Origin of the sequence: Shewanella sp. YQ_9, assembly GCF_043103185.1 — a bacterium.
In the GTDB taxonomy this organism is placed as follows: Bacteria; Pseudomonadota; Gammaproteobacteria; order Enterobacterales; family Shewanellaceae; genus Shewanella; species Shewanella algae.
The window spans coordinates 77976-91551 of sequence record NZ_JBICJO010000059.1; the positions used below are offsets into that span (position 1 = coordinate 77976).

At 46.4% G+C, this 13576-nt stretch carries 13 protein-coding genes; 3 read left to right on the forward strand and 10 right to left on the reverse strand.

The window, feature by feature from the left end:
- The first annotated feature begins 242 nt into the window (after positions 1-242).
- A complete protein-coding gene (locus tag ACF8D4_RS16200; protein WP_117200398.1) occupies positions 243-1145 on the forward strand; it encodes a DMT family transporter in 903 nt (300 codons plus the stop codon).
- Positions 1146-1268: 123 nt separating this feature from the next.
- On the opposite strand, the gene tnpA is transcribed toward ACF8D4_RS16200, so the two are convergent.
- From tnpA to ACF8D4_RS16240, 8 genes are all read right to left on the reverse strand, one after another.
- Complete coding sequence (gene tnpA / locus ACF8D4_RS16205) at positions 1269-1715, reverse strand: IS200/IS605 family transposase (RefSeq protein ID WP_335901232.1); 447 nt, start codon at positions 1713-1715, stop codon at positions 1269-1271.
- A 312-nt stretch (positions 1716-2027) separates the two neighbouring features.
- On the reverse strand, positions 2028-2540 hold the full coding sequence (locus tag ACF8D4_RS16210; RefSeq protein WP_025887891.1) for a lipocalin family protein: 513 nt from the start codon (positions 2538-2540) through the stop codon (positions 2028-2030).
- Positions 2541-2573: 33 nt separating this feature from the next.
- Positions 2574-3482 (reverse strand): hypothetical protein, encoded by a 909-nt coding sequence (locus tag ACF8D4_RS16215; protein ID WP_054744758.1) that lies wholly within the window; start codon positions 3480-3482, stop codon positions 2574-2576.
- Between the two features lie 166 nt (positions 3483-3648).
- Entirely contained in the window at positions 3649-4680 is a 1032-nt protein-coding gene (locus ACF8D4_RS16220) for a DUF4272 domain-containing protein (protein ID WP_335901234.1), read from the reverse strand.
- 1259 nt (positions 4681-5939) lie between these two features.
- Positions 5940-6314 carry a hypothetical protein gene (locus tag ACF8D4_RS16225; protein ID WP_045283650.1) on the reverse strand — a complete coding sequence of 125 codons (375 nt, stop codon included), beginning with the start codon at positions 6312-6314 and terminating at the stop codon, positions 5940-5942.
- A 138-nt stretch (positions 6315-6452) separates the two neighbouring features.
- Positions 6453-6851, reverse strand: coding sequence for an SMI1/KNR4 family protein (locus ACF8D4_RS16230; protein WP_045283651.1), 399 nt, complete (start codon positions 6849-6851; stop codon positions 6453-6455).
- A 102-nt stretch (positions 6852-6953) separates the two neighbouring features.
- The gene (locus ACF8D4_RS16235) at positions 6954-7172 is read right to left on the reverse strand and encodes a hypothetical protein (protein WP_071238070.1); all 219 of its coding nucleotides are present in this window, start codon (positions 7170-7172) and stop codon (positions 6954-6956) included.
- 1051 nt (positions 7173-8223) lie between these two features.
- Positions 8224-9018, reverse strand: a complete 795-nt coding sequence (locus ACF8D4_RS16240) for a hypothetical protein (RefSeq protein ID WP_025009907.1) — start codon at positions 9016-9018, stop codon at positions 8224-8226.
- An 871-nt stretch (positions 9019-9889) separates the two neighbouring features.
- Here ACF8D4_RS16240 and ACF8D4_RS16245 point away from each other — a divergent pair.
- Complete coding sequence (locus ACF8D4_RS16245; protein WP_025009906.1) at positions 9890-10183, forward strand: DUF3144 domain-containing protein; 294 nt, start codon at positions 9890-9892, stop codon at positions 10181-10183.
- A gap of 396 nt (positions 10184-10579) precedes the next feature.
- Positions 10580-11053, forward strand: coding sequence for a Cys-tRNA(Pro) deacylase (ybaK, locus tag ACF8D4_RS16250; RefSeq protein ID WP_028780679.1), 474 nt, complete (start codon positions 10580-10582; stop codon positions 11051-11053).
- Between the two features lie 84 nt (positions 11054-11137).
- Here ybaK and ACF8D4_RS16255 read toward each other — a convergent pair whose 3' ends face one another.
- Both ACF8D4_RS16255 and proB read right to left on the reverse strand, forming a co-directional pair.
- A complete protein-coding gene (locus tag ACF8D4_RS16255) occupies positions 11138-12397 on the reverse strand; it encodes a glutamate-5-semialdehyde dehydrogenase (RefSeq protein ID WP_392465907.1) in 1260 nt (419 codons plus the stop codon).
- The gene (proB, locus tag ACF8D4_RS16260) at positions 12394-13512 is read right to left on the reverse strand and encodes a glutamate 5-kinase (RefSeq protein ID WP_392465939.1); all 1119 of its coding nucleotides are present in this window, start codon (positions 13510-13512) and stop codon (positions 12394-12396) included. Before proB ends, ACF8D4_RS16255 begins: the two co-directional genes overlap by 4 nt.
- Positions 13513-13576: the final 64 nt, after the last annotated feature.

A 13576-nucleotide genomic window follows, 5' to 3' on the forward strand; every position in this document is an offset into this window, starting at 1 on the left:
GGGGGTAAACTCGCTGTTTTCAAGCCCGTTGTAGATGGCCCCCAATCTTGCCTTACCCCCTATATAGGGGCGTAAAATTGCTTTACAAGGGCCAGGAAGAAAAAAATGGATCTTTTGCTCAATCTTTTTACACATCGCCGCACCGGGATCTTTTTTTATTCACCGACGCTGAATAAAATGATGTCTATTCCGGAGGTGGCCAGCCTGGCCGCCAAATAGCTGTACTGGCAGAGAAGTCTAGAGTGAAAAAATCCCAGCTGGCCCTGATCTACGGGATGGCCGCCGTATTCCTATGGTCCACAGTGGCGACCGCCTTTAAAATCGCCCTTGGCTTCTTCTCGCCATTGCAACTAGTGTTTGTTGCCGTCATCACTTCGTCCGTCTGCCTGGGGCTTATTCTTGCCTGGCAGGGAAAACTCAAATTATTAAAGCAACAGTTTTGCGCCCGCCCCTGGTTTTACCTGCAAACAGGGTTGCTGAACCCCTTTCTTTATTATCTGGTGCTGTTCAAGGCCTATGATCTGCTGCCGGCGCAGCAGGCGCTGTCGCTGAACTACACTTGGGCGGTATTACTGCCGCTGTTGGCAGCGCCCATGTTGCAGCAAAAACTACGGGGCAGTGACATGCTGGCGGCCGTCACAGGTTACTTTGGAGTATTGGTGATAGCCACCGGTGGCAATCTGTTGTCAATGGACTTTGCAAACCCCTTTGGCATACTGCTGGCACTCTCCAGCACCCTGCTATGGTGCCTATATTGGATCATTAATACCAAAGACAAGGGCGATGCCATTGTCAGCCTGATGCTGAGTTTTTTGGTGAGCCTGCCGCTGATAACCATCACCTTGCTGACAACCGAAAGCCTACCCTCTTTGCATTGGCAAGCCCTCGGTGCCGGTGTCTATGTCGGCCTGTTTGAAATGGGAGTCACCTTTGTACTCTGGCTGATGGCACTAAGAACCACAGAACGAGCCGCCAGCATCACCAATCTGGTGTTTCTGACGCCACTCCTGTCCATGGTGTTTATTGCGCTGATATTGAAAGAAACCATCACACTGGCGACTCTGGTAGGCATGGGGCTTATCCTGTTAGCCCTCTTGATACAAAAAGTACTGAAACCCAAGGCGCCGAAAGTGAACATTGTTTGATGGGAAACGGACTCTGAGAACAAACCGCATTTGATTGAAACTGTTGTTGAAGCAGCGTTTAGTAAAAAATCCACCTGCATAGCAGGTGGCTTTGAACAGCCCCCTAGAAGGGGGCTAAAAGAATCACCCATCCAAACCAAGCTTGCTCTGACCGTTTGATTCCTCTGCCTCTACTTTCTGTTGATACCTTACATATCGACGAATGATCTCTTCGTTTGCTCCCACTGAATCTACAAAGTAGCCTCTTTGCCAAAAGTGGTTACCCCATAATTTATGCTTTCGTAAGTAAGGGAATTTGTTAAACAGTCTTATCGCCGTTCTTCCCTTTAAAAAACCTACGTACTCCGAGACACTCAAGCTTGGCGGAAGTCTCACCAGTAAGTGAACATGGTCTATCTGGACATTTAGCTCTACTATCCGACACTTCTTCATGCCGCTATAGATATAAATACTTCGACAAACCTCCTGCCCAACTCGGCCCTTCAAGATCCTGTGTCTATACTTTGGCGTCCATACAATGTGATACTGACAGCGATAGAAGACGTGCGATGCACTTTCATATCGGCTCATACTGCTTACTCCTTGATTTGCTGGTAACAAACCGAGTCAGTATGCAGTATGGGCAATCTTCGGGCTGAGCCCCGACTTGACGATCACCACCTCCATAGGAGGTGGTTTTGGGGTGACAATAAAAAGGCCAAGGTATCAAAACCTTGGCTTTTTTGCTGGCAGGCGATGCGGGAAATAGTGTCGCTTGAATCTATCTCCAGCTCATCCTGACCTTTCCCCCTACAAAAAGCCACGGGCAAAAGAGAAAAAGATAGTTCAGTCATCAAGGCTATCTGCCTGAAACTATTTCTATGCTGCCCTAAGCCATGTCTATCACTGCGCGACAAAGATCAATTTACTGGTATCAAAACCGCGTTCGGCCGACATCTGAATAAATTTGTCCATTACCTCAGGCTCAACAACCGCCGTTCGCGACAGTAACCACAGGTAATCGGTATCTGGCCCGGAAACGAAGGCATAACTGTAGTTTTTTCTATCCAATTCAAAGACCACATAAGAGCCGTAAAAGGGACCGAAAAATGAAACTTTCAGATAAGCGTCGGTATCACTGTTAACAAAGTACGCCTTGCCCTCCGCCTCTTTCCACTCGCCGTCAGCCTCTGAGTAGCCCCGGTTGAGCACAGAAACGCCACCATCACTTCTCATCTTGTACTCGGCCGTAACCTGCGTGAGGCCTCTCTCAAATGAATGGTCGAGGCGAGCCACCTCATACCACTTGCCCAAATAGTTGTTCAGTTCAAACCCTGATACAGGTTTGACCGAATCTGGCATACCCAGGCAACCACTGAGCAAAGCCGCAAACACAACCAATAAAATTCTTCTCATGATGCCTCCCATTTACTCATAGTTCTGTCAGCTTTAATCATTCAACTCCTGCGTACTCAGAAAGAAATCAACTTCACAGGGTGCCATAGAATGACCATAGTAAGGTTGAATGATGACCCCATCCGCGGTGAGTCGCCATTTCACCATCGCCCAGTTGTCCCGGGATTCGAAGTACTCACATTCAGCTTGTAGCTCATTGTTATTCGCATATTTCTCTTTCAACAAGGAGTAATAGTCCAACTTGGGGAAGCGTTCCGTTAGGTCATGCAACTGCGCCAGTTTGCTGAGATCAAAATTCAACATCTGCTCACCATACTCAGGATGCGGCCCACCACAAGAAATCTGGTACTGAATAACGACACTAAAATACTCATCAGAGACCAGGCTTATTTGAGGTTCGTATGATGCCTCTTCACATTGCAGAAAATTCGAGACGTAATCCCGGTGCAATTTTGCCAGCAGCGGATTTAAAAATGCTTGCTGGGCTTGAGTAAACCCTTTGCCGAGCCGGTAAAAAGCAAAGTTGCTGTGATCTTCTTTGATTAGCTCAATGGTTTGCTTAGCAAACTGTTTTTCCCCGACCAGGGTAAACTTCATATGCTCAGCCCGATAATCGGCAAGGCTTTGCTCAACCGGCGTCAGATGCACAGGCAAAACCCTTTGTTTATTCTGCCAAGTGCCTTGCAGGTTTCCCCCTACCAAGCGAAGCTCGAACAGTTCCAGCTTCTGCTCTTTCGAACTGTAACGCTGATAAAAGGTATACCCCTCCCGCTCCAGAGGGATCTCCTTCAAGTAACGGGTATACATATAAGTGCTCACGGCATCATCCTGGATGCTAAGCATAATGGAATACTTGCCCAAGGTGCCTTTGTAGGTTTGCGCCTGTATCGGCATGACCAAGCCAAAGCAAACGACAATCCCGATGATGACTCTTTTAAGCATTAATAATTTACCTAATCCAAAGCTGTTAAATTAAATTCAGGAGAGCCGTTTCCCTCTGTAGTGCAAACGAGGAAACCGGTTGCAAGCTCATGGTAAGCGCATACTAACAGGCACCAAAAACCAATAAGCATCCATGCCGCAGCTTATTAGGCTGTTTGAATATCGATCAAGTTGGAGTGTCCACTTCATCCCAATCACTATTCTCAAAGCCGATTAGCCAATTAAGGGCATAATGGCGCTCAAGCACAACTCCTCGGTCGATATCTGGGGAAATATCTGCCCCGTCAATGCCGGCCTGACGGCATAACCAATGAAGCCGATAATGCAGGTCCAAACAGTCCAGCACTTCATCGACCGCCCGTAACTCAACCCTGTCTTCCCAAGAGCTGGAATCGAGCATCAGCCTGGCAATTTCAGGCACGTCACAAATGGAATCCGGAAATGGCAGTTCAGGCAAAATACCCAATACCCATAGCAATAGCGCCGCAGCCTCATATCGCCAAACAAACTGCACTACCAGGCTTTCGTCAGAGTTATCATCAAGGTGTTCAGCCTTTAAAAACGCCTCTTCTGCGGGACTTAGAGCCACAAAGCCTCTTGGAATACGTTCCTTCAGCATCTCTATATCGAGCGGGTCTCCCGTTGCGATAGACTCAGCTCGGACGGCGACAACAAATAGTGACATTGCACGAAGGACAATCTCGCTAACAGGCCTAAGGCTTATTTCATGCTCACAAGGTATAGGAGGAGTTGGAGGAACATTTAAATGCCTTGCTTTAAGCAGAGCTTCTGTTTGATGCTTGCGGCTATAGCTTGCGTCCAGGAATGGAATGAATGCCGCGTCATCGGCCTGACGTCCATCAGGGTAAAATAGGACATGGCCGTTTGGATCTCGGACAGTTCCATCAGGGAGGAATAAGATCGAATTGGACTCCAATGCCCACGTAGACAAATCGTCCAAATGAGCCTCTTCCAGATCGAAGCTAAACTGATGATTTACCCTCTGTATATGACGCAGAAGATGATATTTTATTTTAGTCATCTCACTACCTCCTCTTTCGAGGATATAGCTGTGAAACCCGTTCAGGTGGTTTGTCAATTCTGGGTCACTTAAACCACGCCTGTTATTCAACACATGTGGAAAAGAGATATCTATAGGATTAAGGTGCGTGGAATACGCGTTTACTAAAATACTCATTTAAACTCCATTTCAATCAAAGGCATTGCCGGGTGCAACCAGTCACCATATAAAAATATCGCCTAACGTTTCGGGGCGATTATCACTCCCGGCTTGTTTAATATAAATCTATAAATTTAAAATAATTGTTCAAGTAACAATTATGCCTGAGTCATTCTTGATTCTTGATTCTTGATTCTTGATTCTTGATTCTTGATTCTTGATTCTTGATTCTTGATTAGCGCAGTCAAATGCATGACTAAAAAGCCACCGGCCATATTGTATACATCCAAAATAATCTCAGCCTTGATTTAACTCTGATGTCATTCGTTCCTTATTGGGTTTCCAAGCATAAAATCCACCTCTTACAATCCACTCTACCTCCATGCAGAAGTTGAAATCCAGAGGAAGTTAAACCCAAATGACGCTGCCGACCTTATAGAAAAGTTATTCGCCAGCAGCATAAGCTGCATTTCCACATAATCGAAAGGGCTGATACCTTCACCATGAGCGCAAGGCTGTTTTGTCGACATGTCGTTTTTTAGAAATTAATCCATCTCATTTATTTCATAACTCTTACTAACAACTAATACCAAAAAAGCCAAAATACTCACCCAAAAGCCAATAAACCCACAAATTTCATTACTGTTAACCAGTGGATGCCAACTTGCTCGTTTCTAGGGTTACCCTACATTAGACAGGAAAAACCAGAGTTAAACGTCTCGCTACTTGAGCACTTTCTAATATTGATGCTTTTCGAACTAATCCATATAAGAAGCTACCGCAACCGCGCCAAAATAAAGCTCCAACATAAAGTATAAAAGCATCAATTTTGAACGCCTTTTCTTTAATAGCATTATGAGCATCAGCAAGGTGACTATGATGTATGCAACGGCAACTAACATTCTATCCCTGTATGTCTGTAAAAATTGATAACAAACTATCTTAACGTCTACTCTCTTTTCCCAATAAACAATTTCAATTCCCTTAAGTTCATAACCTTGTCAATAGTAGCTGCCTAAGTTGTTAATACACATAATATCAGAGCTTACTGTATGGCTTGGTTAAACTCGGTTACTACCCCGAGCAGGAATATGCTAACTTCTAATTAATAATCAAGAATCAGACCACTAAAGCATGCCACTCCATCAACATAACCAGTATATTGCGAGATTAATCGTGAACCTTAACTAGCCAAAAAATGAACATCAGCGTGCCTTTAGTAGTAATTTCTGAGTCTCCAGTTATTTGGCAAAGAAGAGCTCCCTCTTGATCGATTTCTATATATTTTTTGCCTCGATAGTCAGGCTTAGCAAGTTACCACCTTTAGCTTCAACATAACCACCATCCAGGTAGTAGCAGAACAATTCTGATTCGCGCATTAGATCGATAAAAACTGGATTACCATTATCAGTTCCGATAGTAATGCAAGAGCTGCACTGCTCAATGGTTAAAGGAGAGCTGCCGGAAACTTCTAATTGAGTTTTGATGAAGGCATAAAGCTGGTTAAAGGCGTTGACAGTGTTTTTATCTATCGTGACTTCATCAGCAAGCTCACTCTCCGGGAACAAATAGAACTCACTCCCTCTGTAACAGACCACTTCAGCTGTATCAATACTACTGAGCCATTCCGTATAATAACTTGGCAATATCACAAGCACTCCCTATAAAAATAACAGTTACACAATGCGAGCAAACGGTTGTACCGAACAAATACCTTAAAGCAATTAGCGCACAGAGGTATTAGGCAAAGTTAAAACTGTGTTTTTCAAAAATAATACCACAGTCACTTTTCATGTATTTAACCTGCTTTCTGGCGAAACTTGATCATTTACCAATTCAACAAGAGACTTGGCAACAAATTTGGCCTCATCCCAACCTAAGTCGCCACAATTAGCGATGTAATAGCCAGAAATTCTTTCCTGTTCAATTTTTGCCACGCAAATATTACCATTCCCATCCATGCAAACAGGTATTGATTTAGGCATATACTTCTTTAACTCGTATATATCCTCACCTAGTATTTCTATGATTGAGAAAAATTGCAGCTCTTTAAAACCAAAAAAGATGTCCGCCCCATTACTTTTCTGCCACCAATCATAAAATTCACTTGGTAAGCTAACACCAAAAGCCTCTTCAAGCTCTCTAATCGATTCTCTACTTACGCCAGGTGGTTTGTTTACGTATTCCATACCTTCCTCTATGCATAATACCGACAACAGCCAATCGTAACGAGCTTCAGCCCAGAATGGGCAATAATAATTAGCCTATTATTTTTTACATATTTCATCAATTTATTCCAGAACCAAGCCTAGGGAAGAGTTTTGTTCATTTTGTTTGAGTTTTCCTGCCAATTCTTTCTGAAGCTTTAGCCGCTCATCTTTTTTACAACGCAAATGCCAGACATCAGCCTTTAATGGTGCCCCTATTATTTTTGACTCTAGCAAGTTTGAAAGCTTAAAATTCCGGAGCAGAATCAGCGCGCCTATTTGTGAAATACTGAAATCTACCATTTGGCCTCTTTAACAAAAATCAAGCTCCCTATTATAGAACGACAAATTAATCTTCTTTCGGTCTGCATCCAAGCACCGCTAGGTAACTTAAGCACACTGAGATAAAAAGAGCCTGGCATTGCAGATGTTTGATTAGACTTAACCTATTTAAGCATAACCGGAGCCTAACTACCACGTTATTAATGCTGAGAACCAACGTTTTTTCTTTTTACTAGCCTATGTATATAGGTTTACTTTGCCTATGTATATCTTGCTCGTAAAAGCTCCCCCCAACAAAACAGGATTCTTGTGACTCAATATAGCTTTTAACATTTTCAATTTTTAAATAACCAAAATCACTAGATTAAGTCTCAGCTCTCCACCACCTACCAGATTTTGTATAGTGTGGTTCTTCAATTAGATAATTGACCCAGACAGAACCACAAATTTTGCACGTCTGTAACCTAGCTTGTCCTTGGTTATTTTTATCCAATTCAATTATCTCATAATCTAAATAGCTAAATGGTGGAGTTTTGCACTTACATTGAAACATTAGGCTTTCCTATAAGCATAGACATAATAATTCCTTATGCAGGTGTCGACCTCAGTGTTTTTTCGTGGATTGGTAAAACCAGAATTACCCTGTTTGTTGCACTTCCTTACAAAAACTGGAAAAGAATTATAGAAAACCAATATATCTACAGCTAACACAATTTTATCGGCTTGGGCTTAATTACAAAAAGCGACCACAGATTTTGGCTGAGTTTTTGAAAGCACTCCAGTATTGCGTTATCTATGAGACAGTTCCCGATGAAGACTGCATTAATATCCGCGATCCTCACTATTCAAGATAATACTAATTAAATCGCTGATACTTACTCGCCAAACTCAATTGCCAGAGTAACCATACCGGAGATCTTTGGTTTCAGATATGGACTCTTTTATCTATTTAACACTGCAATCTGGAGCATTAGGAATAGAACAAATAAGCGACAATGGCGTGGCATAATAACCACCTTAAAAAGGTTAACCACGCGAAATTATTTTATATTTTTAAGGACTTTTATTCCAATTAGTCAAAATCAATACTGTTAAAATAAATCCAGGCGGTTTGTTCCTGCTGACTTAACCAATCTTCACGCTCATTCTCATCGGCAATAAAATCCGCATAAAAACGAATCGCTGCAAACCACAACTCACCACCCATGTACTGATCGTATACGGACTTAACCCCGGTTTCCAGAAATAACTTAAGATGTTGCGGATATTCAGCAAAATAATCCAGCAACACATCCTGGTGTGCTTCGACCTGCAGTGACCCCCACTGACCACCTGCGCCACCTGCCCGATGCGCCAGCAGCGTCAGCATAGGCTTACAAATGCCGTGTTTTTCGATCAAGGCTTCGATATGATCATTCTGGTACACCTCATGATCCAGATCGTTCAGCAGTAATAGCTCAACATATAACGGGATGTATTTCAGATCCTGCATACACAAAACATAAGCAGCGTTCTCGGCCAGCGGATTTTCATCATCCTGCCAGATTCTGTCGTCGTCACGGGTTCGACACCAGATATTAACGTTGCTGATAAAGGTAGCCGCTTTCGCTTCCAGGGTTGAGTTACCCACAAACTTAGCGAACACCTCCTCTTCCTCCACCTGGCCTTCCGGGGTCATAACATTAATGGAATAGAACAGCGTGTGGAATTCCACACTGACACCATGTTCCGAGAGCTTCTCATCAATCTGATAACTCAGATCAAGATACACATCGGCCAGCGCATTTAAACATTCAAAAGAGTCGAGGTCATCAACTTCAATATTAAAGATAATTTCAGAGTGCGATGTTTCAATAGTCGTCTTCAATGTTAACCCTTAGTTAAAATATAAAATTCTATGTATTAAAATAGATACGATTACTTATCGTAGCGAAGGATGTTATTTAATTTCTGAAGCTAGCTACCGTTGCAGCGAAAAAAGTCCCCCCAACAGTAAGCTGGCAAGGAGCAGACGTTAAAAGAACTTCAGAGATTCCTAGTGAAAAATAGACCACAACAGGCGTCTTAATTTTTCGACAGCATGCGCTTGTTAGCTTCTGTTGGTTCCAGTGAACTGAATTATATTGTTCGGAAACTTCATTGACTCAACCTCACCGAAAGGCTCTTTTGCCACTACAGTTTCCAAATCTGCCATCTACCAAAAAACACTATACACTTGGCTTTATTGACATTTTTAATTCCGCCAACAGATTAACGCGCAAACCATCTAAAACAGGCTGCTTTTGCGGAACATTTTGCTGCAGGCATAGCTACCGCACGGACACGAAACTGACTTCGTCCCTGAAGATCCCCCAAAACCGCCGAGAGCGGCCCGGGAACTATGTCAGGCCAATATTCCCTATCATGGCCTACTACACTGAGAGTCATATCCGCTGCAGTTAAGAAAAAAGTCTAACATAAGTAGTTGAATTGTATCTACAATAACCAGGGTAGATAAGTGAAAAAATCGCCAATAGGGAGAAATTAGATAAAAGCGATAAAATACTGTTTTAACTGCCGGCGCCGAAATGATTGGCTATTTGGGAAGATAGTTGCTCTCTTTGCGATTCAGCTCATGCTTGTTGAGCTTTAGCAATCAGGAATGTGAGGCGGATTACAGCAGTTTGCAGCAAAACACTCTAGGGTAAGCTAACCCTAATACCGAGAGGCAAGCTCTCGACTTTAAACAGGAATCTCAGATGTCTGATACAGATAAGGCGTTTTTTCAGCGTGCCAGTGAGCTCATCGAATTGGCCAACAAACAGAACCAGAATACTGAAGTCCAAACCGGTGAAGTCAGTGCCTCCTTCATGTATGCCCTGGCTCGCTACAATGCCTGGTTCGGCTCTACCGGTTTTGCCACCAAGGAGCAGATGCAGTCGAAGAAGCAAGAGATGATGGATTACTATATGGAGCGCTACAAGGAGATGCTTGAAGGCTCTATGGACGACTATATCGAGAATTTCGACCACTACCGCGCAACGCAGAAGTAAGGCCGCCATAGTATTTCAAAATGCCCAGCCTGATGCCGGGCGTTTTATTTTGACTTAACTCATGTTTAAAGCCCTTCCCTGGCCTATCGATTTTGCTAGCCTAGATTAGCCTCGAATTCAGATTGAATCGCCACCGATATCTAGGCTATTGTCTGAGCTATTTTTCTTGGCTATTTTCTAAGCTATTGTCTGAGTTAATACTTAAGCTTTTGTGCCGCTTTGTGGTCTTGCTCTTAAACTGAGTCTTAAAAGAGTGACCCGCTGTCTCGACCCAGAAAGGCTTGAGGCTTATGCTATGACACCTATTTTGATAGTTAGACAGGTTTTGGCGCAACAGATCTCCGGATTAAAACGCGATACTAAACGCTACTCACGCCATCACCTAAGGAGACACTTGTGACACCCGCAATCGATCTCGCCACCAAGGCGGGGATCTCTTTTACCGTTCACGAATATCACCACGACAAGAATGCCCCTTCCTACGGAGAAGAGGCCGCCAGTGCACTTGGACTGGATCCCAACCGGGTATTCAAGACTCTGCTAGTCAGCAGCGATGAAAAGTCACCGCCACTGGCGGTGGCCCTGGTGCCAGTGAATCATCAACTCAGCTTGAAATGCGTTGCCAAGGCGATTAAGGCCAAGAAGTTGGTGATGGCCAATCCGCAATTGGCGCAGCGTTCATCCGGCTATCTGGTGGGCGGCATCAGCCCTCTGGGGCAGAAAAAGCAGTTACCTACAGTGATAGACGCCAGCGCCCAGGAGTTTGACAGCATCTATGTCAGCGCCGGTCGCCGCGGACTAGAGATCTGTCTTGCCGCAGAGGACTTGGCCAAGCTCTGCCGCGGCAGTTTTGCAGCGATCAAGAGCTGAATCGTAAGCGGCCAAAGCAAAAGCCCCGCAACTGCGGGGCTTGGGTTACACTATGCTCTGAATACCTTTTACAAGAAGTAAACACTAACTTCTGGCGGTGTAATCACCGACTCCCAACCACTTGTAGGTGGTCAGTGCTTCCAGTCCCATGGGGCCTCTGGCATGCAGTTTCTGAGTACTGACAGCCACCTCGGCGCCCAGGCCAAACTGGCCGCCATCGGTGAAACGGGTGCTGGCATTGAGGTAAACCGCCGCCGAATTCACCTGATTCATAAACTCGGTAGCGGCGTTGATATCATCCGTGAGGATAGCCTCGGAGTGACCGCTGGAATAGCGGCGAATATGACCTATGGCCTGCTGGATATCATCGACTACCCGGATCCCCAGATTGAGAGATAACCACTCGGTAGCAAAGCTATCCTCGCTGGCGGCGGCCACTTGCTCGGCTCCAAGAATAGCCACAGTCTCGGGGCAACCTACCAGCTTAACTCCGGCATCGACTAAGGCCTTGGCCACCTTGGGCAATGCCTCTTTGGCTATCTGCTTGTGCACCAACAGAGTATCGAGAGCGTTACATACGGTTGGGCGCTGCACCTTGGCATTGAGGATGACAGGAACGGCCTTCTCCAGATCGGCCGCCTTATCCAGATAGAGATGGCAGATACCGATACCGCCGAGAATAACCGGGATGGTCGCCTGCTCGGCGCAGAGCCGCTGCAGCTTGTCGCCGCCGCGGGGCACTATCATATCCACATATTGATCCAGCTTGAGCAGGCCGGTAACCAGGGTGCGATCCGGGTTGTCGATAAGCTGCACCGCATCTTCCGGCAAGCCACTGGCTTTAACGCCCTGGCGAATCGCCTTGGCCAGCGCCAAGTTGGATTTCAGGGTTTCCTTGCCGCCACGGAGGATCACCGCATTGCCGGTTTTAAGGGCCAGAACGGCAATATCCACAGTCACATTGGGCCTGGCCTCATAGATAACGCCTATCACCCCCAGTGGCACGGCGCGGCGGCACAGGCGCAAGCCGTTATCCAGCACCCGGCTGTCATATTCGCGGCCGATGGGGTCGGCAAGGGCAATCACATTGTCGATATCGGCTATGACTCCAGCCAGGCGCGGCTTATCCAGCAACAGCCTGTCTATCATGGCCGCGTTGAGGCCGGCCTCTTTGGCCGCGGCTACATCCTGCTCATTGGCCGCGAGAATAGCCGCTTCATCGGCCTTGAGAGCGGCAACGATATTGTGCAGCAGTTGCTGCTTGGCGGTGCCGGAAAGATTGGCCAGGGCAAAGCTGGCTTCCTTGGCCCTTTGCCCCAGTTGTTGCAGATATTCAGCTGTCATAAAACCACCATGTCGTTGCGGTGCACTATTGCATCACCATAGTCATAGCCCAGCAAGGATTCAATGTTATCTGAATGCTGGCCCGCGATACGTTTGAGGGCCGCGGCGCTGTAGCGGCAGATCCCCCGCGCCAGTTTACGGCCCTTGGGATCCAAGAGTTGCACTGTGGCGCCGCGTTCAAACTCGCCCTCGACGGCGATGATCCCCTTGGACAGCAGACTGCGGCCCTTTTCGGTTACCGCCCGCACCGCGCCTTCATCCAAGGTCAGTTTCCCCTTGGCCTTGGGCCCGGCAAGGATCCACTGTTTGCGGCTCTCCAGTGGGGTTTCGATGGCACAGAAGTGAGTCCCCACTGACTCGCCAGCAGCGATTTTTTCGATGGCATCCGGATGATGACCCGAGGCGATAACCACTTCGATACCGGCGCGGCGAGCTATGTCGGCCGCCTCCAGCTTGGTTGCCATGCCGCCGGTACCCAATCCGGAAACCGAGCCGCCGGCCAGTTGCCGCAGGCTGTCGTCGATATTGGCCACTTCGCTGATAAGATGAGCATTGGGATTGTAGCGCGGATCGGCATCGAACAAGCCTTTTTGGTCTGTCAGCAGGATCAGCAAGTCGGCATCGCACAAAAGCGCTGCCCGGGCGGACAAGTTGTCGTTGTCCCCTACCTTGATCTCATTGGTGGCAACGGCATCGTTTTCATTGATGATAGGGATAATATTCTGTTTCAGCAGCGCATTTAGGGTATCTCTGGCGTTGAGATAGCGCTCACGATCATGGAGATCCGCCCGGGTAAGCAGCAACTGCCCCACGTGCAGACCATAAATACTAAACAACTGCGCCCAGGCCAGAATCAACTGGCTCTGGCCCACGGCCGCCAGCAACTGTTTGTTGGCCATGGTATCCGGCAACTCCGGATACATCAGATGCTCACGCCCGGCGGCAATGGCGCCGGAGGTACACAAAACCACTTCGATACCGGCGCGCATTAAGGTCGCCATCTGCCTGGCCAGTTCGACCATATGGGCCTTGTCCAGGCGCTTGCTGCCGGAGGTAAGTACACTGGTACCCAGTTTTACCACTACCCGGCGGTAGCGTGTGTCACTCAAGTTCATCACTTGTATTTGCTTAAAAAAGTCGGGGATAAATCTTATACCCAATCCGTCGCCTGATTCCTAG